This window comes from Myxococcus sp. CA056 (assembly GCF_013336715.1).
GTDB lineage: Bacteria > Myxococcota > Myxococcia > Myxococcales > Myxococcaceae > Myxococcus > Myxococcus llanfairpwllgwyngyllgogerychwyrndrobwllllantysiliogogogochensis.
This window is the reverse complement of record NZ_JABUMT010000004.1, coordinates 929,682-952,391: the sequence shown is the minus strand read 5'-3', so window position 1 is coordinate 952,391 and position 22,710 is coordinate 929,682. Positions and strand designations below refer to the sequence as shown.

Sequence of the window (22,710 nt, the reverse complement as noted above, 5' to 3'; positions counted from 1 at the left end):
ACGAAACTGGAGTTACACCGGTTTCGTTGAGTTCCGGCGACTTCGTGGGTCAAGCCTCAGTTCGGTTCCTCTTCTCATAGTTAGCCGGAGACTGGTAGCTGAGGACGGAGTGCCTGCGCCCCAGGTTGTACCAGCCCTTTATGTACTGGAAGACGGCCATCCTGGCCTCGGCATGAGTCCGGAAGGTCCATCGGTCGAGCAGTTCGCACTCCACGGCACCGCTGGCCGAAGCTCACCAGCGAGGTGTATCGGCATCCCTGGTCCAAGTGATGGATGACTTCCTGGGGCTGCCGCTGGGCGACGGCCATATCCAGCGCGGCGATGACGAACTCGACTTTCGAGTGCGTGGCCATGGCCCAGCCCACCACCTTGCGACTCCACACGTCGATGACGACGGCCAGGCATAGGAGCCCTACCCATATCGGAATGTAAGTGATGTTGGCGACCCACAGTCGGGCCTACTGGCTGGCTTCGAAGCGTCGCTCCACCAGGTCCGCCGCGAGATAGGCCGCCTCGCCTCGCTTTGCCGTCACGCAGTATGCCCTCCGGCTGACTCCCGCCAGTCTGCCCCCTATCAAGCGAGCTACCCGCCGCAGCCCAACCTGGACTCCATTTTCCTCGGCCAGCTCCGCCCGACGCGTGGCGCGCTATACGTACCGTCACATATCCGGTGAATGACCTGGATGCGCTCGGTGAGCTAGGCATCCGCCACGGCCCGCTTCGAGACTGGGCGTCCATTCCCCAGGTGAAATAGCTCGCCTCCGTCACGCCCAGCACCCGGCACATCGTCGACACCGCAGGTTCGGCCTGGTTCTCGCTCATAAATTGGAACGCTTCGCTTGGGCTCCCCGACGACATCCTGAGCGAACCAGGCTGCGGCTTCTTGAGAGGATGTCGCGCTCCTCCCGCAGCACATTCATCTTGCGCCGCAATCGGGCCTGCTCCTGCCTCTCGTCCGTCGTCACCCCGTTCTGGCGCACGCCCTCGCCCAGTTCTCTCTGGCAGACCCAGTTGCGCATCGTGGTGTCGGTGAAATGGAACACCTAGGCCAGACTGCTCGTCGTTCTCGCTGCATTGGCCAGCTCGACGATTCTGGCGCGGAACTCCGGAGGTTATTGGGGCTTCGGTTCTGCTTCGTCGAGTCCTTCTCCGACAGTCGAACGAACTCAACGAAACTGAAGAAACGAAATAGGGCACGAGATCATCGGGATGATGATGCTCGCCCACCTGAGCCTGAACGTGAAGACGTACGAAGTCTGGGTGCTCGACAGGCACACCTGGAAGCATTGGAGGCACATCGCGGGGAACTCCGACTCCAGAAACGACAAAAGCCCCCGAGTCTTTCGACTCGGAGGCTTCTATCGGAGTGCCCAGGGCGGGATTCGAACCCGCACACCTTTCGGCGCCACCCCCTCAAGATGGTGTGTCTACCAGTTCCACCACCTGGGCGTTTCTGCGCGGACCATCTACAGGACCGCACCGGATCACGCAACGAGTTTCTAACCGCTGCGTGCTCCAGATTTATTCGACGGGCTCTTACGGAGCCGGAGTCGGCGCCGCCGGCTGAGCAGGGGCCGACTGGCCCTCCGCCGGAGCCGCCGGAGCCTCACCACGAGGCTGCTCGACCGCGCCAGGCGCCGACTGCTCGCCCGCCGGAACCGCCGCGCCCGGGGTCGCCGGAGCCGAAGCCGCCGGAGGAGGCGAAGCCACCGAACCACCCGCCGCCACCGAGGAGCGAAGCCCCACGAAGGAGAGGCCGAGCGAAGTGAAGAAGAACATCGCGGCGCAGACGCCCGTGAGCTTGCTCAGGAACGTCACGGCACCACGGCCACCAAAGGCGCTCGTGGCCGCGCCGCCGCCGAGGGCCGAGCCCATGCCAGCGTCCTTACCCGGCTGCAGCAGGATGACGAAGATCATGAACACGCAAACGAGGACGTGCACGATCGTGACGAAGGTCAGCATGAGAGATCTTTCGAACGTTCCGTGAAAAGGAGGCGCACCCTACACAAACTGCCGAATGGGTGACAACTTCTTCCGCCCGCCAGTGAGCCTACTCTAGGTGGCCGCCTTGATGATGGCCGCGAAATCGCCCGCCTTGAGGCTCGCCCCACCGACGAGCGCCCCATCAATGTCCGGCTGCCCCAGCAATTCCGCGGCGTTGTCGGGCTTCACACTGCCGCCGTACTGGATCCGCACCCGCCCGGCCGTCTCCCCGTCGTACAGCCGACCAAGGAGCCCCCGGATCGCCGCGTGGACCTCCTGCGCCTGCGCCGACGTCGCGTTGCGCCCCGTGCCGATGGCCCACACCGGCTCGTACGCCAGCACGAAGGTCGCCACGTCCTTCGCCTCGAAGCCCGCCAGCCCGCCCCGGACCTGACGCTCCACCACGTCCAGCGTCTGGTTCGCCTCGCGCTCGGCCAGCGTCTCGCCCACGCAGAGGATGGGCTTCATGCCAGCGGCCAGGACGGCCCGGGCCTTCTTGTTCACCGACTCGTCCGTCTCGCCGAACAGCTGCCGGCGCTCCGAGTGCCCCACGATGACGTAGGCGCACCCCAGCTCCGCCAGCATCGGCGCGGACACCTCGCCGGTGAAGGCACCGGACGACTCCCAGTGACAGTTCTGCGCGGCCAGCTGCAGCGGCGCCCCTTCCAGCGCGACGTGCAGCGGCTGCAGCGCCAGGAACGTCGGCGCCACCACCACCTCCACCACATCTCCGACGGCGGCCACGGTCCCCCGCAGCTCGCGCACCAGTGCCAGCGCCTCCGGCACCGTCTTGTTCATCTTCCAGTTGCCGGCGACGATCTTCCGACGACGAGCCGAGACGGCCATGAATCGCTCCCCCAGAGGTGTGGTGGTGTTGCTTGGCGGCGCGGAGACTACCGCGTTTCCAGCGCCTTGATGCCCGGCAGCTCGCGACCTTCCAGGAACTCCAGAGAGGCGCCTCCGCCAGTGGACACATGGCTGAGCTGATCCGCCACGCCCATCTGCTCCACGGCCGCCGCGCTGTCGCCGCCGCCGATGACGGTGACAGCCTGCTTGTTGTTCGCCATGGCCGTGGCGACCGAGCGGGTGCCCTCGGCGAACTTCGCCACCTCGAACAGGCCCATGGGGCCGTTCCAGATGACCGTGCGCGCGTCGCGGATGTGCTGGGTGAAGATGGCGCGCGTCTTCGGGCCGATATCCAGGCCCATCATGCCCGTGGGCACCACGTTGTCCGGCGTCTCGAGCGCGAGGCTCTTGTCCGTCAGCTCCGTGCCGGCGATGTGGTCCACCGGCAGGACGATGGGCGTCTTCAGCCGCTGCGCCGCATCCAGGATGCGCGTGGCCAACGACAGCTTGTCCTCCTCGACGCGGGACTTGCCGACCTCCACGCCCTGCGCCTTGAGGAAGGTGTAGGCCATGGCGCCGCCGATGAGCAGCGCGTCCACCTTGGGCAGCAGGTTCTCGATGACCTTGATCTTATCGCTGACCTTGGAGCCCCCGAGGATGGCCACGAAGGGCTTCTCCGGGTTCTTCAGCACGCGGCCCAGGTACTCGATCTCCTTCTTCATCAGGAGGCCCGCGGCCTTCTCCTTCACGAAGGGCACCATGCCCGCCGTGGAGGCGTGGGCGCGGTGCGCGGTGCCGAAGGCGTCGTTGATGTAGACGTCGGCCAGCGCCGCCAGCTCGCGGGCGAAGGTCTCATCGTTGGCCTCCTCTTCCTTGTGGAAGCGGAGGTTCTCCAGGACGACGACCTGGCCTTCCTTCAGCTCCTTCACCTGCTTCTTCACGCCGTCCCCGATGCAGTCATCCGTGAGGATGACCTCGTGCTTGGGGCCGAGCAGCTCGGCCAGTCGCGCGGCGACCGGCTCGAGCGACAGCTTGGGGTCCGGGCCCTTGGGGCGGCCCAGGTGGGAGGCCAGCATGACCTTCCCGCCGAGCTCCAGCGCTCGCCGGATGGTGGGCAGCGCCTCTCGGATACGGGTGTCGTCCGTCACGCGCCGCCCCTCCAGCGGGACGTTGAAGTCCACGCGAATGAAGGTGCGCTTGCCGGTGAGCTGCAGCTCGTCGATGTAGCGGATCATCTGGTCTCCCCTGGGCCCCTGACGGGGACTAGACGCCCTTGGACACGAGGAACTTCGCCGTGTCCACCATGCGGTTGGAGAAACCCCACTCGTTGTCGTACCAGGCCATGACCTTGACCATGTTGTCGCCCATCACGAAGCAGTTCGTGGAGTCGAAGATGGCCGAGTGCGGGTTGCCGTTGTAGTCCACCGACACCGTCAGCGCGTCGCTGAACTCCAGGATGCCCTTGAGGGGGCCAGCGGCGGCCTTGCGGAACGCCTCGATGATGGCCTCGGCCGTCACGTTCTTGGTGGTGTTCACCGTCAGGTCCACCAGCGACACGTTCGGGGTGGGCACGCGCACCGACATGCCGTGCATCTTGCCCTTGAGCTGCGGCAGCACCTCGCCAATGGCCTTCGCGGCGCCGGTGCTCGAGGGAATCATGGACAGCGCGGCGGCGCGGGCGCGACGCATGTCATCGTGGGTGAGGTCCAGGATGCGCTGGTCGTTGGTGTAGCTGTGGATGGTCGTCATCAAGCCCTTCTCGATGCCGAAGCCGTCCAGCAGCACCTTGGCGACGGGCGCCAGGCAGTTGGTGGTGCACGACGCGTTCGAGACGATGTGGTGCTTGGCCGCGTCGTACTCGCCGTGGTTGATGCCGTAGGCGATGGTCAGGTCCGGGCCCTTGGCCGGCGCGGAGATGAGGACCTTCTTGGCGCCCGCCTTCAGGTGCTTCTCGGCGCCCTCGCGGCTGGTGAAGCGGCCGGTGCACTCCAGCACCACGTCCACGTTCATGCTCTTCCACGGCAGCACCGTGGGGTCCTTCTCCGCGGTGACGGTGATCTCCTTGCCGTCCACCACGATGCCCTTGTCCGTCGACTTCACCTCGCCCGGCCAGGTGCGGTGCACGGAGTCGTACTTGAACAGGTGCGCCAGCGCGGCGGGCTTGTCGAGGTCGTTGATGGCGACGATCTCGAGGTCTTCCTTGCGGCTGAGGGCGGCGCGCAGGATGCAGCGACCGATGCGACCGAAGCCGTTGATGGCGATGCGGGTGGCCATGTTCGTGTCTCCTTGGGAGAGGTGGGCGCAGATGGGGCGCCCACGGGTCATCACGTCAGAAAATAAGGGCCGCCGACCGTAGGCACGCGGCCCCGCCGAGTCAACGCTTCACGTCGCTCGCGCGACGACGCGCGCGCCGAAGCTGAACAATCACCCCGAGCAACAGCCAGAGTCCGGTGCCCGTTCCCGCGCTCGTCCCACAGCCGCAGCCGGAGTCACCGAGCGGATAGAACTGCGGCAGCACGTCCAGGACGATGGGGGCCGGAGGCTCGGGCGGCTCCGGAGGATGCGGGTCCACCCCGCGTGGCGCCACGCATCCGCTCAGGAGGCCTGGGCCCGAATCGCCAGAGTCCCCGACGGGCGGCGTGGCCGGCGCGGGGAAGCCCGCGCGCACCAGGAACGCGGACAAGAGCCGCGCCCGGGCCGCCCGGTCCACCACCGACTCGAAGGGAACACCCAGCAGGAGCACCTGTCCCCCCGGCATTGAGAACACGCCAGCCGACAGGTTCGTCCCCGCGTACCGCAACACCGCCGAGCCCCCCGACGCCGGGGTGAGCACGTCCGTCACTCCCACCGGGTAGGCCCCCCGGGTGCCGTCGTCCAGCGTCAGTCCGGTCAACTCGGAGAGGAAGTCCCCCGGCACGCCCTCCACGCTCAAGGGCGGAGTGCCCGTGCCAGGCGAGGCCCGGAGGATGTCCGCGAGGAACGCCTTGTCGTCCGCGTCCCCCACCGACAGCGCGGAGGTCAACTGACCACCGGACAACAACAGGTGACCGCCCCCCGTCACGAAGGCGCGCAGCGCGTCCTGCTCGGCGCGCGTCGGACGGGCCCCCGCCTCGCCACCCCGGCCGGTGAACCAATCCACCACGCGGTACCCCGCTCCCACGGACACCAGCCCCGCCGCCACCGCGCCGCTCGTCGCGCTGTCGAAGGCGAGCCCGGACTGGCTCATCGCATCGCCATGGCGACGCACGTACGTGCCGTCGTTCATCGCCTCCAGCAGCACCCGCAGCGGAGCCTGGAGGTCATAGACGTCCAGCGCCTCGCCACAAGCCAGCGCCGAGTCCAGCCGCTCGAACGCGTTGACGACCAGCGCCGGCGGCGCCTCGCCCGAGCGAACTCCGACGATGGCGGAGGGGAAGCCCTCGCCGCCCGCATTCACCGCAGCGACTCGGAAGTAGCGCACGGTGCCCGCCGCCAGGGGCAGGCTGAAGGTCGTCTGCGTCACCTCGGTCCCCTCGTCCCAGCCCTGGCCATCCGCGCTCTGATAGACGCGGTACGCGGTGGGCGCGTCATGGCCCTCCTCGTCCGGGTTCGCCGCGGGCACGGCCCAGCGGACCTCCACCGTGCCCGCCGAGGCGTTGCGCGCCACCACCGCGCCCGGCGCCTCTGGAGGAAGCTGGATGGCCACGCCGTCGCGGGTGGCGAAGTACTTGATGAGCCCCTGGAGGATGGCGCGCGCGGCAACGCGGCGGAAGGCCGGCTCCTTGAGGCGGTTCGAGTCGGCGACGGCGTCGTGGTAGGCGATCTCCAGCAGCACGGACGGCATCTCCGAGTTGTGCGTGGGGTTCACCTCGCCCAGGTTCGCGGAGCGCAGGTTGCGCACGCGCCAGTTGGCGTCCACCTCTCGACGGACGTCCCGTCCCAGTTCGTCCAGCAGCGCTCGCGCCAGCACGTCACTGCCAGGCACGCCCGTGAAGTTCAGCGTGCCGTCCACCGGGTTCGGCCCGTACACGTAGGCCTCGGTGCCGACGACGTTTCCCGTCGTCGAAGCGTTGGTGTGCCAGGCCACGTAGACCGCATCCTCGCCCTCCTCGTGCAGCCACGCCGCGAAGCGCGCGCGCGCCGTCACGTCCGCGTTGCGCTCGTTGGCCAGGGCGTTGGCCCCGGTGGGCGCGTACACGGATGCCGGGGCACCACTGAACTGCACGTGGTAGCGCGCGGCCTCCTCGTAGCGGGGGCGCGGCAGCGCGGCCATCTGCGCATCGCCGATGACGCCACTGCCGCCGCCGAAGCGCACGGCGTCCAGCGACACCGTGCTCCCCTCCTCCGCGTCGTTCATCAGCACCACCGAGGCCGCCTCCGGCCCCGCGCCCGACTTGAAGAAGAAGCGGCCCAGCAGCACCCACGTCCCGCCATGGCGGCGCTGGTTGACGCGGAAGTGGCTCTCCCCTCCCGAGTGGCGCACCACATAGTGCGCGTTCATCGTCCGAGCAGGGTCCGCCCCATAGGAGACATAGACGTTGTAGTGACCATCCGCCGGCACCACCGGCGCCCAGGTGGCCGACGCCGTGGGAGTGGTCGCGGTGGTGAGCACGCGCGTTGCCCCCAGCGTGAACGGCTCCACCGCGTTGCCCATGGGCGTCGGGGGCGTGCCCCAGCCCTTCTGCGCGGTGGTCTGGAACAGGCCGGCGTCCCCTTCCTGCGAGTAGCCCACGCCCCCTTCGTCGACGATGACCATGCGCGGGTTGAGGTCCGACTCGCGCACCGGCACCACCGTGGCGCCGGCGCCCATCAACATGGGCAGCAGGTACTGGTTCACAACCTCGGCGGAGATGAGGTCCTCCACCACCGCCCACGTGTTGGGCCGCTGCGTGGCCCAGCGCCCCAGGGGCGCGGCCCGGTAGAAGCCGTGGCCCGGGCTCAGATAGATGACCTTCCCGGACAGCGCTCCGGCCCGCGTCCGGGTCTGCGGTACGCCCGCGAGCGACACACGCACCGTCCCATCGCGAGCTTCCCGCCTCACGACGGGCGCCTCGGTGGCGCTCAGCTTGCGCGTCTCATGCGCGCGGGGCGAGGGCGCCGGGAGGTACACCACACCGGGAGGCTCCAGCCCACAGGCGTTCACTTCTTCTTCTTGAACAGGGGCAGGGGCCTGGGCCCCCGCGAGTGACGACGTCAACAGGAAGGCCAGCAGCACGCCACCTGGACGCGCCCGGAAGAAGTTGGTGCTCATGGCGAGTGACCTTACCTATTCACATCTCCACGGCAATCGAACCCGTGAGTGCTAGCCTGCCCGCCCCTTCAGCTTCCGATGACCGTACCTGCCCGGCCACCTCCCCACTTCCCTCCTCGTCGCGGCTCGGGGCTCTTCGCCTCGTTCGGCCACGCATGGGCGGGCCTCATCCACACCGTCGTCCACCAGCGCAACATGCGCGTGCACCTCACCTCCGCCATGCTGGTGGGACTGGTGGGCAGCGGCATCGCCCTGGGGCTCGCGGAGAAGGTGACGCTCATCTTCTGCGTGCTGCTCATCTTCTTCGCGGAGATCCTCAACAGCGCGCTGGAGCACCTGGTCGACCTGGCCGTGCAGCAGTTCGACGAGAAGGCCCGGCTCACCAAGGACGCCGCCGCCGCGGGCGTGCTCGTGCTCGCGCTGGGCACGGTGGTCATCTTCGCGGCCATCCTCGTGCACAACTGGGAGACGGTGCGCACCAGCACGGACGCCATCATCCGACAGGTGGCGTTCGGCATCCCCCTGACGGCCTGTGTCCTCGTGCTCGTGCTCCCCCAGCGCCGCCCGCTCTGGGTGGATCTGCTCGCCTTCCTCGGCGGCGGTGTGCTGCTGGGCATCCTGGCGACACGCTCGGCCAGCATGGTCTTCAGCGCGATGACGGCGGGGCTGCTCTTCGTCGCCGGCTCAGCGGCCTACACCCGCCGACGCGAAGCGCGCTCCACGGGGCAGCCACCGGGCGATTCGCCCATCAGCGGACATAAAAAAACCGGCTGACGCCGGTCCACCTGCCACCTCGTGGGCGGGAGCCCCGAAAACCAGTCCGGAGCCCGCTCACCCGCCGAGGGTCTATTCGGTGAAGTCTCGCACCATCAGGCGCGCTGGCGCCACTCGGAGCCCTGCTCCTGGGCCGGCACCGCGACTTCCTTGTCGCCTTCCTTCAGGTCCGACGTCACCAGATCAAGCAGCTCCGTGGCGATGCCGATGACCTGGTGCGGGGTGTACCCGCTCGCGCGAAGCTGGTTGAAGAAGGTGCGCGCCAGGATCCGGGTGCCCTTTTGATCGGTGCTCACAGTGAATGCCTCCAAATGGGGCGGCGAAATGAGGGGGGCCGCCGTGTAATCACGCGAGCCCTGTTCTTCAACCCCCGTGCCAGTCGTTCTCTTCCGGAATGATTCCGTAATAATTCCAATGGTTTGGATGAAAATATGGCCCGGCATGGCCCCGCCAGGGGTGCGAAGGAGCCTACGCACCCTGGGGAACCCCCGAGGGAAGTGGATGGCGGGGTGCATCACGGGATACGCACCCGGATGAGGGCTCGGGCCCCCCGTGGTTTCAAGTGCTTGCAATCTTTCACCGGGGTGAAGCAGATACGCGCCCCCACCAGGAGCGAACGGCAATGGCGTATCGGGTGAACAACATCGGGCTGTGGCTGGACGAGCCGGAGGAGCTGCTCGGTCAGCGGGCCGCGGAGAAGCTGGGCGTCACCCGCTCCGATCTGGCCTCCGTGCGGGTGGTGCGTTCAGTGCTGGACGCTCGCAAGAAGGGCAGCCCCCGCTACATCTACACCCTGGAAGTGGAGATGGCCCCCGGCCGCAAGCCGGCGCACATTCCGCCGGACGTGGGCGAAGCCCCTCCGCCGCCGGAAGTCCTTCCCCCGGTGAAGGCGCCCGAGCAGTGGCCCATCATCATCGGCACCGGCCCCGCCGGGCTGTTCTGCGCCCTGGGCCTCTTGGAGCGCGGCGTGCGCAGCATCCTGCTGGAGCGCGGCCGTGAAGTCGTCGCGCGCCGCAAGGACGTGGCGAAGCTGATGCGCGACGGCACGTTGGACCCCGAGAGCAACATGAACTTCGGGGAAGGCGGCGCGGGCGCGTACACGGACGGCAAGCTGTCCACGCGCATCAACCACCCCATGGTGCGCAAGGTCATCGAGGCCTTCGCCCGCTACGGCGCGCCGGACCACATCCTCATCGAGGGCAAGCCGCACATCGGCTCGGACCTCCTGCCCGGCGCGGTGGCGAAGCTGCGCGAGGAGCTCATCGCCGGCGGCTGCCAGGTGCACTTCGAGCAGCGCGTGGACGACCTCCTCTACCGCGACGGGCACGTGGCCGGCGTGAAGCTGGCCGACGGGCGCACGCTGGAGAGCAATCGCGTCATCCTCGCGCCCGGCAACTCCGCGCGGGAATTGTACGAGCGCTTCGCCGCCGACGGCCGCGTCCTCGTGGAGGCCAAGCCCTTCGCGCTGGGCTTCCGCGCCGAGCATCCGCAGGCGCTCATCAACGGCATCCAGTACGGCAGCGCCGCGAAGAACCCGAAGCTGCCCCCCGCCGACTACAAGCTGGCGGAGAACCTGGACGTGGATGGCGAGGTGCGGGGCGTCTATTCGTTCTGCATGTGCCCGGGTGGAATCGTGGTGCCCACGCCCACCCAGGACGGGCTCCAGTGCACCAATGGCATGAGCAACTCGCGCCGCAACGCGCGCTACGCCAACGCCGGCATCGTCGTCTCCGTCTCCGTGGCGGACTTCGAGCGCGAGGGCTTCCGCGGTCCGCTGGCGGGCCTGGAGTTCCAACGGCACTGGGAAGAGAAGGCCTATGAGTTGGGTGGCGGACGCTTCTTCGCGCCGGCGCAGACGATTCCGGACTACCTGGCCGGCCGCGTGAAGAAGGACCCGGGAGGCACCAGCTACCGTCCGGGGCTGGCGCACGTGGACCTCAACCGCCTGTTCCCGGAGCGGCTCACCACCTCGCTCAAGCAGGCGCTGAAGACGTTCGACCGGAAGATGCGCGGCTTCATCAGCGAGGAGGGAAAGCTGATTGGAATCGAGAGCCGCACCTCGTCGCCGGTGCGAGTCACACGGAACGAACTTCTTCAGTCGGTGTCCATGAAGGGACTGTATCCGGCGGGCGAGGGCTGCGGTTACGCGGGCGGCATCGTCTCGTCGGCCATTGATGGTCTGCGCATCGCGGAGCAGATTGCCACCGAGCTGGCGTGAGGCGAGGTCGCGCCTCACGGAAGGAGAGCTGCCATGCGTTACATCGTGCGCACTCCGGACGGAGAGCTGACCTATCCCAGCCTGGGTGACGTGGAGCGCGCCTACACCCAGGGCCTGGTGGACCCGGACGACGAGGTGAGGGAGGAGAGCTCCAGCCTGTGGCGCAAGGCGGGCAGCCTGCCCGTGCTCGCGCAGGCACGCCGTCCGTCGCCGGGGCTGGCCGCTCGGGGACAGTGGCTGCCCGTGGCGGGCGCGGTGCTCGTGGGCGCGCTGGCCCTGGCGCTGGTGCTGCGCGACTCCTGGCACCTGCGAATCCTGGGCATCATCCTGGCGCTCGTCGTCAGCTCCATGCTCACCCGGGTGACGTTCAAGGCGTTCAAGCGGCCTCCACCCCAGCCGTGAGCATCAGCGACCCGGTCCCCTCGGCCGAGGCGCTCCGAACGGCATCCCCCCGGCTTCGCGGCTCGCCCCCTCCCCTGCCCTCCAGCGCGGGGGCCAGGCGTCCGCCGACATCGGCAAGCGCACGGCCCATGTTGTCCGCTGGAAGCAGTCCACGGGCGTCCGGTCCCGTGGCACCACGCGAGAGGGAGGACGCACCTTGCTCAGCACCTATCTGTCCCGGGATGCCGCCCGCCGCCTGAAACACGGCGCCCCCTGGCTGCGCCGGGAGGACATCGTCTCCATGGAGGGAACGCCCCAGCCCGGGGAGCCCGTGCAGCTCCGGGATGAGGACGGCGCGGTGCTGGGCCTGGGTGACGTGGACCTGGAGGCCTCGCGCGCCGTGCGCCGCCTGGGCATGCCGGACGAGGCCGTGGAGGGCCTGATTCCACGCCACCTCCGTCACGCCTTCGAGCGCCGGGGCCGGCTGGTGGATGACCCGCGCTTCTGCCGGGTGGTCAACGATGACGGGGACGGCCTGCCCGGCCTCATCGTGGACCGGTACGACACGCACTTCGTCGTGCAGACCCTCACCCGCTCCATGGACGCGCGGCACCAGGAAATCACCCGCGCGCTGGTGGAGGTGACGGGCGCGGGCTCGGTGCTCCTGCGCAATGACTCCGGGCGCCGTCAGGTCCTGGGCCTGCCCACGCAACGGCCCCACGTCCTCTACGGCACCCCACCCCGCTGGTGCCGGCTCTTGGAGCTGGGCGCCCGGTTCACCGTGGACCTCACCTACGGCCAGGGCACGGGCTACGCGTATGACCAGCGCGAGCTGCGGCGCGTCGTCGGGCGCATGGCCTGGGACGGCCGCGTGCTGGACGCCAGTTGCAACGTGGGCGGCCTCTTCGTCCACGCGGGACTGCATGGCGCCCGACACATCCTCGCCTTCGACGCGGACGCGGACGCCGGAGACCTGGCCCGGGAGAACGCGGAGGCCAACGGCCTGTTCGGCCGGGTGATGGTGGAGAAGGGCACGGCCCTCCAGGCCCTGCGCGCGGTGCGAGAGACCTTCGACCTGGTGTTGCTGGACACGCCCCGGGTGGGCTCCGAGGAGGAATTCGTGGAGCATATCCGGTACGCCCTGCGGCGCACCCGCCATGGGGGCCGCTTGCTCGTGGTCGGCTACCACCCACCACTGGCCCTGGGCGGCTTCGACGAGCTGGTGGCCACCGCCTGCGAGGCGGAGGCGCGCATCGCCACCCGGCTGTCCCGTCCTGGACTCCCCCCGGACCACCCCACACTGGTGGGCTCCCCCGGCGCGGAGTACCTCGACGCGGTGGCGCTCGAGGTCACCTGACGCGAGTCCCCCGCGCCGCCTTCCGGGGTGCTAGTGTCCGCGCCCGCGATGACCAACGAAAACGTCCCCGATACCGCGACCCCCACCCCGGCAGGTTCCGTCGAGACCGTCCGCAAGGTGTACGCGGTCGACCTGCGTGAGAAGGACCGCGTCAACACTGTCTTCCGCGTCACCAAGAAGGAGAAGGTGACGGCCCGAAGTGGCAAGGTGTTCCTGGCCATGACGCTCGTCGACAAGAGCGGCGAGGTGGACGCGCGCGTCTTCGACAAGGTGGACGCGCTCGAGCCCGCCTTCCAGTCGGGCGACTTCGTGCTCGTCCAGGGCAACGTCATCCAGTTCCACGGCCGCACCCAGATTGTCGTGGAGGCCGTGGAGCGTCTGGACCCCGAGCCCCTGGACCCCAAGGAGTTCGAGCCGCCCCCCGCCCCGCCCCCGGAGGCGAAGCCCGCCGCCGAGGCGAAGCCCGCTCCCGAGCCGCGCGCCGAGAAGGCGGACAAGGTCGAGAAGGTAGAGAAGACGGACAAGGGCGAGGGCCGTCACGAGGGTGGCGGTGGCGCTCGCGCAGTGGGCCTCATCCGCGAAATCGTCAACGAGCGGGTCAGTGATCCGCACGTGAAGCAGCTCCTGATTGCCTTCCTGGAGGATCCGCAGGTGGCCTCGGGGCTGCCGGTGGCGCCGGCGGCCAAGGGCATGCACCACGCGTGGCGTGGCGGTCTGGCCGAGCACCTGCTGTCGGTGATGCGGCTGACGCTGCGGGTGGCGGACCACTACCCCATGGCGGACCGCGACCTGCTGCTGGCGGGCGCGCTGCTGCACGACGTGATGAAGGTGGCGGAGATCTCGCCGGACAAGGGCTTCGACTACACGGACGAAGGCAAGCTCGTGGGTCACCTGGTGATGACGGCCCAGAAGATTCGCGAGAAGACGCTGGCCATCCCCGGCTTCCCGCCGCTCCTGGAGCAGCACCTCACGCACCTGGTCATCTCCCACCACGGCCAGCTCGAGTACGGCAGCCCCAAGGTGCCGATGACGCTGGAGGCGCACATCGTCCACGCGCTGGACTCGCTGGACTCGCGCATCGCCTCGTGGCTGGAGGCCATGCAGCGCGACCCCAACGACAAGTGGACGGACGTGCTGCGCCACTACGACCGTCAGCTCTGGAAGGGCCCCGCGCCCACCAGCCGGGGCCGCGCTCCGGTGGAGGGTGGCGGCGCTGGCGGAGGCCGTCGCAAGTCTCGCGAGGAGAAGCGCAAGGCCCGGGGCGAGAAGGCTCCGAGCCAGGGCACGCCGCCCGCTGAGGGCACCGCCCCCGCCGCGCGCGAGGAGCCGCAGCGTCCGCCCCGTGAGGACCGTCCGCCGCGCAAGGAGCGCCCGCCCCGCGAGGAGCGGGCCCGGGACGAGCAGCGCCCGCCCCGTGAAGACCGTCCGCCGCGTGAGGACCGTCCGCCTCGCGAGGAGCGTGCGCCCCGCCCTCCCCGTGAGGACCGTCCGGCTCGCGACCCGAGCGGCCTGCCCAAGGAGCTGACCTTCAAGCCCTTCAGCGCGCTCACGTCACTGCCCCCCGCCTCCGAGTCCACATCCAAGAATGGAGAGGGCTCCTCGGAAAGCTGAGTCGTCATGGCGAAGAAGCTGGGTGAGCGCCTCATCGAGGCAGGACTCGTCAACGCCGGGGCCGTGGAGCAGGCCCTGGAGCACCAGAAGATCACCGGCCACAAGCTGGGGGATTGTCTGGTGGAGTTGGGGCTCCTCCAGGAAGCGGCGTTGCTGCGCTTCCTGGCCGCGGAGTTCCAGACGCGCTTCGTGAGCGCGGACAAGCTGGCCAAGGCGAAGATTCCCACCGAGGTGCTCGACAGGCTCCCGGTGCGTCTGGCCGAGGCGCAGAACGTGCTGCCGCTCGCGGTGGACCCGGACAGGAAGCTGTTGTCCGTGGTCGCCGCGGAGCCGCAGAACAAGGCGCTGATGGACGAGATTGCCCTCGTCACGGGCATGTCGGAGGTCTACGCGTACGTGGGCCTGCGCGGCGCCATCGCCGCGGCCATCCGCAAGCACTACTACGGCGACCCCACCGCGTTCGCCGCGCTGCTGGAGTCAGCGAGCGCGCACTCGAACCCGACGGAGTCGACGTCGCGCACGGGGGCCGCGGAGCACAACCGCACCTCCACCAGCAACCGCACCAGCCTGTCCTTCCGGATGGAGACGGACGCGCGCATGCGGCTGCAGCGCGCCAGCGGCACGCAGGTGGCGGGGCGCCCCTCGTCCACGCAGCGACGTGAGCCGGGCGGCCCTCGCGGGCTGGTCAGCGACATCGACTACGTGGAGACGCTGGGCATCCTCGTGGGGCTGCTGGAGCAGGACCGCCAGCGCCACCGGGGACACTCCGCGCAGCTCGCGCGACAGGCGGGCATCGTCGGCCAGCGCATGGGCATGCCTCACAAGGAGCTGGCCGCGCTGTCCATCTCCGCGTACCTGCATGACCTGGGCAAGCCCTCCGAGCGCCACTTCTCGCTCGCGAGCAACGCCATCAACTCGGAGTGGAAGGCCCAGGCCCGCGCGGCCTGTCGCGCACCCACCAAGCTGTTCGAGACGGTGCACCTGCCCACGCAGGTCAACACCATCCTCGCGCAGCTCTATGAGGCCTGGGACGGCTCCGGCACCCCGCAGGGCGCCAAGGGCGAGGAAATCACCCTGGGCGCGCGCATCCTCGCCGCGGTGGACAGCTTCCTGGAGCTGACGAAGAACCCCGGCAACGCGCTGGGCAAGGCGCTGACGAAGGAGCAGGCGCTGGAGCACCTGAAGACGAACTCGGGCGTGCTCTATGACCCCGTGGTGGCGGACATCGTCATCCAGCTCCAGAGCGGCGAACTCTTGCGCCACCGGCTGGAGAGCGAGGGCCGACAGGTGCTCGTCGTGGAGCCGGATGAGACGGCCCGGGGCGAGCTGCTGGAGGCGGTGCTCAAGCAGGGTCTGGTGGCCCACGCGCTGTCCACGCAGGAAGGCGCTCAGGACGGGCTGGCCCGACAGGACTGCGACGTGCTGGTGGTGAGCCTGCGACTGGGGCAGCAAGAGGTGCTCGACCTGCTCCAGCAGGCGCGCTCCACGCCGGAGACGGCGGGCCTGCCCATCGCCGTGGTGGGCGAGCCGGACGCGTCCACGCGCGAGCGGCTGATGATGGGCGGCGCCACGGAGCTGCTGCCTCCCGGTGACAAGTCCCTGGTGGCCAAGGCGGTGCGCGCGATGCTCGAGGACCGGGTGCTGCACAACGGTCCGGGCCGCGTGGTGCGAGGCAGCTTCGACGAGCTGCCTCCTCGGGAGCTGCTGCGCACGCTGGGTGGCGGAAAGAAGAGCGGCAAGCTCCAGCTGCGTCAGCACACGCTGGAGGGCTCACTCCACCTGGAGGGAGGCCGCGTCGTCTTCGCCTCCTTCGGCGGCCACACCGGAGAGCCCGCGCTGCAGGCCCTTCTGAAGCTCAAGCAGGCCGACTTCCAGTACGACCCGGACGCGCTGCTGCTCGACGTGCCGCAGATGGACCAGGACCTCCAGGCCCTGGCCGGCGGCGTCACCTCAGGGTGAGGTTGAAGAGGGCGGCGGCGTTGGCGGTGGTGACCTCTGTCACCGTCTCCAGCGCCACGCCCTTCAGCTCCGCCAGCTTCCGCGCCGTCTCCACCACGTGAGAGGGCTCGTTCTTCCGCCCCCGGTGCGGTACGGGCGCGAGGAACGGGCTGTCCGTCTCCACCATCAACCTGTCCAGCGGCGCGAAGCGCACGGCGTCCTGGAGTGCCTCCGTCTTCTTGTAGGTGATGACGCCGGACAGCGAGAGGAAGAAGCCCCTGTCCAGGTAGCGCCGCGCCGCGTCCGTGTCTCCGGTGAAGCAGTGGATGACGCCTCGGGAGACGCCCACTTCACCGAGAATCGCGTCGCAGTCCTCGTGCGCGTCACGCACGTGGACCACCAGCGGCTTTGCCAGCTTCACCGCGAGGGCGCACTGGTGCCGGAAGACGCGGGCCTGCACCTCACGGGGTGAGTGGTCGTAGTAGTAGTCGAGCCCGGCCTCGCCCACGGCGCGCACCTCAGGGCGGGCGCAGATGCGCTCCAGCGTGGCCAGGTCGTCTTCCGTGGCCCGCGCGGCTTCGTGCGGATGGATGCCGAGCGTGGGCGACAGGAACTCCGGATGCGCGGCGGCCAGCTCCAGCGCATTGCCCCACTCGCCGGGGCCATGGAACTGCCCGACGACGATGGCGTGGACGATGCCCGCGGCGCGCGCTCGCTCCAGCACGGGAGCCACGTCCGCGAAGTCCTTCACTTCCAGGTGGCAGTGCGCATCCACCAGTCTCATGGCTCCTCCTGAAACAAGTCGTCCAGTTCCTGCCGGGCCTCGGGTGAGGTGAAGGTGCTCACCGAGGCGCGCACACGCTCGCGGCCCGCCTCGTCCCCCAGACGCCACACCCCATCGGCCGCATCCAACCGGTCCTCCTCGTCCGCGCTCACGTCCTGGAGCAGCGCGAGCAGCCAGGGCAGCGCCCGAGGGTCACCCAGCCGACCCAGGCCTCGCGCGGCGGCGCCACGGCAGGAGTCCTTCACGTCGTCGAGGATGACCTTCAACCGCTCCAGCGCGCCAGGGGCCTTCACTTCGCCCAGCAGCTCCACGGCGAGGGCGCGGTCCTGACTCCACTTCTTGCGCGAGCGCTGGAGCAGGTGCGCCGAGCCCGCGGCGTCACCCAGCTTCGCGAGCACACCCGCGGCCTGGGTCCTGTCGAAGGCGGGCAGGAGCCAGCGGCCGAACAGGCGCTTCACGGCGGGCAGGGCGCGCGCATCCTCCAACTCGGCCAGGGCACCGAGGGCGCGAAAGCGCAGCAGGTCCGCGTCGAGCGCATCGATGAGCACGTCGAGTCCCGCCGGATGCTTGAGGGCGGCGATGCCCCGGGCGGCCTCGAAGCGAACCTCGGGGACGGAGTCCTCCAGCATGCCCGCCAGTGCCCCGCGCAGCTCCGGCCGGTACAGGTCCGCCAGTCGACCGGTGGCCTCCAGGCGCACGAGCGACTCCGCGTCCCGCAGGTAGGAGATGAGCAGCGCGGGCAGCTCCTCGGGAGGAAGGGCCACCGTCGCCAGGGCGATACCCGAGCGCTTCACCTCCGGCTGGGCATCCGCCAGCAGCCGGGGCACCACTTCCGCGAAGTCCGCCGCGGGCGACGGGGCTTCCAACGCGAGGTGATGGAGCTGTTGCGCCGCCTCCGCTCGGAACGCCGGACGCTTCTCGCGCTCAAGGGTCAGCAAGGCCCGGTCTCGCTCCGCACGCCAATCCGTCACGTCCAGTCACCTCGCTGCCCGGCTGCCTCGCGGCCCCGAGCCCCATGAGTGGGGAATGGCCCCAACCTCACGCCCATCCGTCACGACTCGCCCTGGACAGCCACGGCCCCGGAGCGACGAGCGGCTGACGACCGCTCTACCAGCGCTTCACCTGAAACTCGCTCCGGAAAGACCCAGCCCCGGAGCCACGCGAAGCGGCATTCGACCGCCCCGCTCATCCACAAAGTGTCGGCCCGGAAAGACACCGCCTAGAGCCATGAGAAGCGGCACTTGACTGCCCCGCTCATCCACAACGTATCGCCCGGCAGCCGCAGCCCCGAGTCACGCGAGACGGCACTCGACCGCCCCGCCCATCCACGACGTGTCGGCCCGGGCTCGTGCGAGAGACACCCTCCACGCGCCCGCACCGGGCCCGCGAGCGGAGCAGGTTCGCTCCGCCCACCGACACATCACTTCACGTCGCTGCCCGGCGGGACGTTGCCCGGATCCAACAAGGACAGGTCCTTGCCACCAGGGCCCGCGGTCAGGAGCATCCCCTTCGACTCGATGCCCTTCAGGCTGCGCGGCTTCAGGTTCGCGACCACCACCACGTTGCGCCCGACGAGCGTCTCGGGAGCAAACGCCTCCGCGATGCCGGAGACGATGGTGCGCGGGCCGCTCGGCTCACCCACGTCGACGGTGAGCTTGAGCAGCTTGTCCGCCTTGGCGACCTTCTCCGCCGCCAGCACCTTGCCGGACTTGAGCACCACCTTGGCGAAGTCCGCGTACTCAATCTCCCCCGAGCCAGCGGCCTCCGCGGCCCCTGCCCCCGAGGAAGCCTGAGTGACAGGCGCGGGCTCGGCCGGCTTCTTCTCGGCCTTCTTCTCCTTGCCGCCCCCTTCGGCCTTCTTCGCCTCGGGCGCGGGCGTTGCGGCGGGCTCCCCCGGCGGCGTCACGATGATGGCGTTGACGCGGTCCTCTTCCAGTCGCGGCAACAACGGCTCCGGAGTACCGATGGGGCGGCTGCGATCCAGCAACGGATACTTCGCCCCCTCCAGCGCCTGGAACGTGAGCGGCGTGGCGCCCAGTTGTGCGAACAGCTTCTCCGACAACCGAGGCGTCACCGGCGCCAGCAGCGCGCCCAGCAGATACACCACGTCGGCGGCGTCGGACAGGTCCGCGCGCGCGGCCTCCGCGTCCTTCTTCAGCAGAGCCCACGGCGCCGCCGTCTGCACGAAGGCATTCGCCGCGGAGGCGATGTCCGTGATGACGCGGATGGCGTTGCGGTACTCCAGCTTCTCGAAGGCCTCGCGAACCTCGGGAACGCGAGCGAGCACGGACTCCACCAGCGCCCGGCCCGGTCCCTCGGACCGACCTGGCGCGAGCGTCCCGCCCAGCGGCCCGGCCAACAGCGACAGCGCGCGGTTGGCAAGGTTGCCCACGTTGTTCACCAGCTCCCCGTTCACCCGCAGACGGAAGTCCTTGAGGTTGAGGTCCAGGTCCTCCACGCCCGCGCCCAGGTTGGCCGCGTAGAAGTAGCGCAGGTAGCTGGGGTCCAGTTGGTTGAGGTAGTCGCGCACCGGAACCATGGTGCCGCGGCTCTTCGACATCTTCTCCCCGTTCACCGTGAGGTGGCCGTGGACCTTGATCTCACTCGGGATGTGCAGGCCCGCCACGTCCAGCACCGCGGGCCAGAAGAGCGCGTGGAAGTAGACGATGTCCTTGCCGATGAAGTGGACGATGCGCGCGCCGCTGTCCTTGGCCCAGTAGTCCAGCGCGCTCTTCGCCTTGCCCGTCTCCTTCGCCCACTTCTCCGTCGTGGCGATGTAGCCGATGGGCGCGTCCAGCCAGACGTAGAAGTACTTGTCCGTCTCGCCCGGAATCGCGAAGCCGAAGTAGGGGCCGTCGCGGCTGATGTCCCAGTCCGCCAGCCCCTTCTCGAAGAAGCCCTGGAGCTGCGCGGCGAGCCCGGGATGAATGAAGCCAGGCTTGCGCAGCAGCTCCTGAAGGAAGTCGGCGTGGCGAGACAGCTTGAAGAACAGGTGCTCGGACGTTTTGCGCACCGGCGGCGTCGAACACAGGGAACAGCGAGGGTCGATGAGGTCCGTGGGGCTGTACGCCTTGCCGCACTTCTCACAGGCGTCGCCGTACTGGTCCACGGCCTTGCAGTTGGGACAGGTGCCCTTGATGAAGCGGTCGGGCAGGAAGCGACGGTCCTTCTCGCAGTACGCCTGTTCGACGTCCTTGCGCTCGATGTCGCCCTTCTCCTTCAACCGCCCGTAGATGAGCTCCGCGTACTGGCGGTTCTCCGGCGAGTTGGTGGAGTGGAAGTAGTCGAAGCGGACATCCAGGTCCTGGAAGTCCTTCTGATGCTCGTCCTGGAAACGGGCGATGAAGTCCTCGGGCTTGAGGCCCTGCTTCGCCGCGTTGAGTTCGATGGGTGTGCCGTGCGTGTCGTCAGCACAGAAGTAGACGACGTCCTTGCCGCTGGAGCGGAGGAAACGGACGTAGATATCGGTCTGGATGTACTCGACGGCATGGCCGATGTGGAGCGGGCCGTTCGCGTACGGAAGCGCACTGGTGACGAGGATTCTCTCCGCCATGGACTCTCCTGGGGGCGGCGGACATTAGCCGCTCGGTGGGCCGAGGTCATCGACGGCGTGGAGCCCGCGAGCACGAATGCACCGCGGGGCCGGGGATGTTATCGACCGGAAACGCATGTGCACCATCATCATCCTTCGCCAGGTCCATCCTGAGTGGCCGCTGGTGCTCGCGGCCAACCGGGACGAACTCCTCGTGCGTCCCGCGACAGGCCCACAAGTCCTGCTGGAGTCTCCCCGCGCCGTAGGGGGACGGGACGTGGAGCGCGGCGGGACGTGGATGGGCGTTACTAACGAGGGCCTCTTCGTGGGCCTGACGAACCAGCGCGGCGGGCAGGCGAGGGGCCCGGCCCCCCGTTCGAGGGGCGAAGTCGTCCTCCAGGCCCTCGGTGCGGGCACGGTCGAGGGCATCGAGCGCTACCTGGACACGCTCTCCGGCGAGGACTTCCTCCCCTTCAACCTCCTCTATGGCGACGCCCGGACACTCCGGGTGGCCTACGCCCGGCCCGGACAGTCCCGGCTCCGACGCGAGGATGTCCCGCCGGGCATCCATGTCCTGCCCAACGACGTGCTCGACTCGACGGAGCTGCCCAAGGTCCAGCGGGCCAGGAAGCTCGCCGAGGGGCTGGTGCACGAGCCCTGGTCCCGGTTCGAGGGAGGCCTGAAGGCCCTGCTGGCGGACGACCTGCTGCCTCCCCTGGAGGCCCTGCCCGCGCAGCTCTCCGGCGAGTCGTTTCCCCAGGACTTCCGCCAGCAGCTCCAGGCGCTGTGCATCCACACGCCGGCCTATGGCACGCGCTCCTCGGCCATCGTCGCCCTCGCTCCCGGACGCGTCGGGCACTACCTGACGACAGAGGCGCGCCCCTGCGAGGGGCCCTGGCAGGACGTCACGGCGATGCTTGATGCGCCCCGCCCCCCAGCATGAGCCCCGCCCGTCCCGGCCCCAGTCGCGACAGCAGGCCCGCCAGCAGGACCCACAGCCGGGGCTCCCTCTCGAGTCCCGGTGCCCTCAACGCCCGGTGCAACGCGACGAAGTCCCGCGCCACCTCCGGGTCGTCGAGCACCGCGCAGCCTCCGAGCAGCAGCTCTTCTCCGGGAGGCTCATCCTCCAATTCCGGCCCCGAGGGAGAAGAACCGCCCAGGAACGCAGCCGGCACGAGCATTCCGCACAACACTCCCGGCCGCCCGCCTTCACCGCGCAGCGCGTGGACCTCCCCTGGGGGAATGACGACCAGACTCCCAGGCAGGGCTGTCAGCCGAGCGCCGCCACATGACACCTGCTGGACATGTCCGGCATCCAGCGTGAGCTGGAGCTCATCGTGGACATGCAGCGCCTGGGAGTTCGCTCGGCCACTCACCCGATACAGCACCAGCCCTGGATACGACACCGGGCGCCAGACCTGCGCCGTCGCATAGCCGTCCCATTCCGTCGCCATGGCCTGCTCCCGCCCCGTCATGCACGGGTGTCAGGAAAGCTAGACGCGACGACAGGCCCTCACAGCTGGCCGCGAGGACCCGGGTTGCTGTCCGCTCCCGGGCAGTCCCCTTCAGCGCGGCGCGACAGGCGCGGGCTCGCCCACCAGGACGCGGGCACGGCCGTCCATGGAGAGCTGCACCTCTTCCACCGTGGCGAAGCCCGCCGTGCGAGCCAGCTCGGCCAGGTGCCGCATCCACGGGTTGTAGGGCATGCCGTTGTCGGAGCAGCAGGGCACCACTGCGAAGGGAAGGCCGTGCCGGGCCGCGTACTCGATGATGATGCGAGTGGCGCCATCGGGGTGCATGCCCACCACCAGCTCCGCGTCGCACGGCTCCTCCAGCGTGAAGGGGCGCTGGGCGTACGTCACCGGCAGGTGCTTGTGCCGCAGGTCGAAGGTCGTGACAGCCCGGCCGCGCCGGGTCAGCGCCTCGTTGAGACGCCCCTGGCCTCCCGCCACGTCGAAGACGCGAGGGGCCACGAAGCGCGACACGATGAAGTCCGCGAAGAGGTCGAAGCGACGCTTGTCCGCCATACCCGGCCTCCTCTACCCGAGCCAGACGC

At 69.1% G+C, this 22,710-nt stretch carries 18 protein-coding genes, 1 tRNA gene and 1 pseudogene; 7 read left to right on the top strand and 13 right to left on the bottom strand.

Annotated elements, in window-relative coordinates; translation table 11 throughout:
- Positions 1-49 precede the first annotated feature (49 nt).
- The 7 genes and pseudogenes from HUA76_RS22265 to HUA76_RS22235 form a co-directional block, all read right to left on the bottom strand.
- A pseudogene (locus HUA76_RS22265) lies at positions 50-1,091 on the bottom strand (IS3 family transposase).
- Positions 1,092-1,367: 276 nt separating this feature from the next.
- Positions 1,368-1,449: transfer RNA gene (locus HUA76_RS22260), tRNA-Leu, on the bottom strand.
- Between the two features lie 87 nt (positions 1,450-1,536).
- The gene (secG, locus tag HUA76_RS22255) at positions 1,537-1,962 is read right to left on the bottom strand and encodes a preprotein translocase subunit SecG (protein WP_174461982.1); all 426 of its coding nucleotides are present in this window, start codon (positions 1,960-1,962) and stop codon (positions 1,537-1,539) included.
- A 93-nt stretch (positions 1,963-2,055) separates the two neighbouring features.
- On the bottom strand, positions 2,056-2,829 hold the full coding sequence (gene tpiA, locus HUA76_RS22250; RefSeq protein WP_141640855.1) for a triose-phosphate isomerase: 774 nt from the start codon (positions 2,827-2,829) through the stop codon (positions 2,056-2,058).
- Between the two features lie 47 nt (positions 2,830-2,876).
- Positions 2,877-4,064, bottom strand: coding sequence for a phosphoglycerate kinase (gene pgk / locus HUA76_RS22245; protein WP_174455072.1), 1,188 nt, complete (start codon positions 4,062-4,064; stop codon positions 2,877-2,879).
- 28 nt (positions 4,065-4,092) lie between these two features.
- Positions 4,093-5,103: a type I glyceraldehyde-3-phosphate dehydrogenase gene (gene gap, locus HUA76_RS22240; RefSeq protein ID WP_174455071.1), complete on the bottom strand. Its 1,011-nt coding sequence runs from the start codon at positions 5,101-5,103 to the stop codon at positions 4,093-4,095.
- A 100-nt stretch (positions 5,104-5,203) separates the two neighbouring features.
- Positions 5,204-8,059 carry an N-acetylmuramoyl-L-alanine amidase gene (locus HUA76_RS22235; RefSeq protein ID WP_174461981.1) on the bottom strand — a complete coding sequence of 952 codons (2,856 nt, stop codon included), beginning with the start codon at positions 8,057-8,059 and terminating at the stop codon, positions 5,204-5,206.
- Between the two features lie 78 nt (positions 8,060-8,137).
- On the opposite strand from HUA76_RS22235, the gene HUA76_RS22230 reads away from it, so the two are divergent.
- Complete coding sequence (locus HUA76_RS22230; protein ID WP_174455069.1) at positions 8,138-8,833, top strand: diacylglycerol kinase family protein; 696 nt, start codon at positions 8,138-8,140, stop codon at positions 8,831-8,833.
- Between the two features lie 95 nt (positions 8,834-8,928).
- Here the strand turns inward: HUA76_RS22230 and HUA76_RS22225 are convergent, their stop codons facing one another.
- Positions 8,929-9,129, bottom strand: a complete 201-nt coding sequence (locus HUA76_RS22225) for a hypothetical protein (protein WP_246137768.1) — start codon at positions 9,127-9,129, stop codon at positions 8,929-8,931.
- Positions 9,130-9,455: 326 nt separating this feature from the next.
- Between HUA76_RS22225 and HUA76_RS22220 the strand changes: the two genes are divergently transcribed.
- The 5 genes from HUA76_RS22220 to HUA76_RS22200 all read left to right on the top strand — a co-directional run bounded on the left by HUA76_RS22220 (position 9,456) and on the right by HUA76_RS22200 (position 16,359).
- Complete coding sequence (locus HUA76_RS22220) at positions 9,456-11,051, top strand: NAD(P)/FAD-dependent oxidoreductase (protein WP_141648330.1); 1,596 nt, start codon at positions 9,456-9,458, stop codon at positions 11,049-11,051.
- A gap of 33 nt (positions 11,052-11,084) precedes the next feature.
- Entirely contained in the window at positions 11,085-11,453 is a 369-nt protein-coding gene (locus tag HUA76_RS22215; RefSeq protein ID WP_174461980.1) for a hypothetical protein, read from the top strand.
- Between the two features lie 196 nt (positions 11,454-11,649).
- Positions 11,650-12,789 carry a class I SAM-dependent rRNA methyltransferase gene (locus tag HUA76_RS22210; protein ID WP_174461979.1) on the top strand — a complete coding sequence of 380 codons (1,140 nt, stop codon included), beginning with the start codon at positions 11,650-11,652 and terminating at the stop codon, positions 12,787-12,789.
- A gap of 48 nt (positions 12,790-12,837) precedes the next feature.
- Entirely contained in the window at positions 12,838-14,400 is a 1,563-nt protein-coding gene (locus tag HUA76_RS22205; RefSeq protein WP_174461978.1) for a 3'-5' exoribonuclease YhaM family protein, read from the top strand.
- A 6-nt stretch (positions 14,401-14,406) separates the two neighbouring features.
- Positions 14,407-16,359: an HD domain-containing phosphohydrolase gene (locus tag HUA76_RS22200; protein ID WP_174461977.1), complete on the top strand. Its 1,953-nt coding sequence runs from the start codon at positions 14,407-14,409 to the stop codon at positions 16,357-16,359.
- Here HUA76_RS22200 and HUA76_RS22195 read toward each other — a convergent pair.
- From HUA76_RS22195 to metG, 3 genes are all read right to left on the bottom strand, one after another.
- Complete coding sequence (locus tag HUA76_RS22195; RefSeq protein WP_141648335.1) at positions 16,346-17,122, bottom strand: TatD family hydrolase; 777 nt, start codon at positions 17,120-17,122, stop codon at positions 16,346-16,348. The genes HUA76_RS22200 and HUA76_RS22195 overlap by 14 nt on opposite strands.
- Positions 17,119-18,093 (bottom strand): HEAT repeat domain-containing protein, encoded by a 975-nt coding sequence (locus HUA76_RS22190; RefSeq protein WP_174461976.1) that lies wholly within the window; start codon positions 18,091-18,093, stop codon positions 17,119-17,121. The genes HUA76_RS22195 and HUA76_RS22190 overlap by 4 nt, the downstream gene beginning before the upstream one ends.
- A 449-nt stretch (positions 18,094-18,542) precedes the next feature.
- Positions 18,543-20,675, bottom strand: a complete 2,133-nt coding sequence (gene metG / locus HUA76_RS22185) for a methionine--tRNA ligase (protein ID WP_174461975.1) — start codon at positions 20,673-20,675, stop codon at positions 18,543-18,545.
- 115 nt (positions 20,676-20,790) lie between these two features.
- Between metG and HUA76_RS22180 the strand changes: the two genes are divergently transcribed.
- Positions 20,791-21,597, top strand: coding sequence for an NRDE family protein (locus HUA76_RS22180; protein ID WP_174461974.1), 807 nt, complete (start codon positions 20,791-20,793; stop codon positions 21,595-21,597).
- On the opposite strand, the gene HUA76_RS22175 is transcribed toward HUA76_RS22180, so the two are convergent.
- Together HUA76_RS22175 and HUA76_RS22170 are read right to left on the bottom strand one after the other, a co-directional pair.
- Positions 21,560-22,108: an AraC family ligand binding domain-containing protein gene (locus tag HUA76_RS22175; protein WP_174461973.1), complete on the bottom strand. Its 549-nt coding sequence runs from the start codon at positions 22,106-22,108 to the stop codon at positions 21,560-21,562. The genes HUA76_RS22180 and HUA76_RS22175 overlap by 38 nt on opposite strands.
- A gap of 111 nt (positions 22,109-22,219) precedes the next feature.
- Positions 22,220-22,681: a hypothetical protein gene (locus HUA76_RS22170; RefSeq protein ID WP_174455060.1), complete on the bottom strand. Its 462-nt coding sequence runs from the start codon at positions 22,679-22,681 to the stop codon at positions 22,220-22,222.
- Positions 22,682-22,710: the final 29 nt, after the last annotated feature.

Bases quoted from the DNA above. Each gene is read 5' to 3' on its own strand.
- secG (WP_174461982.1), bottom strand. From the start codon at position 1,962: ATGCTGACCTTCGTCACGATCGTGCACGTCCTCGTTTGCGTGTTCATG.
- tpiA (WP_141640855.1), bottom strand. From the start codon at position 2,829: ATGGCCGTCTCGGCTCGTCGTCGGAAGATCGTCGCCGGCAACTGGAAG.
- pgk (WP_174455072.1), bottom strand. From the start codon at position 4,064: ATGATCCGCTACATCGACGAGCTGCAGCTCACCGGCAAGCGCACCTTC.
- gap (WP_174455071.1), bottom strand. From the start codon at position 5,103: ATGGCCACCCGCATCGCCATCAACGGCTTCGGTCGCATCGGTCGCTGC.
- HUA76_RS22235 (WP_174461981.1), bottom strand. From the start codon at position 8,059: ATGAGCACCAACTTCTTCCGGGCGCGTCCAGGTGGCGTGCTGCTGGCC.
- HUA76_RS22230 (WP_174455069.1), top strand. From the start codon at position 8,138: ATGACCGTACCTGCCCGGCCACCTCCCCACTTCCCTCCTCGTCGCGGC.
- HUA76_RS22220 (WP_141648330.1), top strand. From the start codon at position 9,456: ATGGCGTATCGGGTGAACAACATCGGGCTGTGGCTGGACGAGCCGGAG.
- HUA76_RS22215 (WP_174461980.1), top strand. From the start codon at position 11,085: ATGCGTTACATCGTGCGCACTCCGGACGGAGAGCTGACCTATCCCAGC.
- HUA76_RS22205 (WP_174461978.1), top strand. From the start codon at position 12,838: ATGACCAACGAAAACGTCCCCGATACCGCGACCCCCACCCCGGCAGGT.
- HUA76_RS22200 (WP_174461977.1), top strand. From the start codon at position 14,407: ATGGCGAAGAAGCTGGGTGAGCGCCTCATCGAGGCAGGACTCGTCAAC.
- HUA76_RS22195 (WP_141648335.1), bottom strand. From the start codon at position 17,122: ATGAGACTGGTGGATGCGCACTGCCACCTGGAAGTGAAGGACTTCGCG.
- metG (WP_174461975.1), bottom strand. From the start codon at position 20,675: ATGGCGGAGAGAATCCTCGTCACCAGTGCGCTTCCGTACGCGAACGGC.
- HUA76_RS22180 (WP_174461974.1), top strand. From the start codon at position 20,791: ATGTGCACCATCATCATCCTTCGCCAGGTCCATCCTGAGTGGCCGCTG.
- HUA76_RS22175 (WP_174461973.1), bottom strand. From the start codon at position 22,108: ATGGCGACGGAATGGGACGGCTATGCGACGGCGCAGGTCTGGCGCCCG.
- HUA76_RS22170 (WP_174455060.1), bottom strand. From the start codon at position 22,681: ATGGCGGACAAGCGTCGCTTCGACCTCTTCGCGGACTTCATCGTGTCG.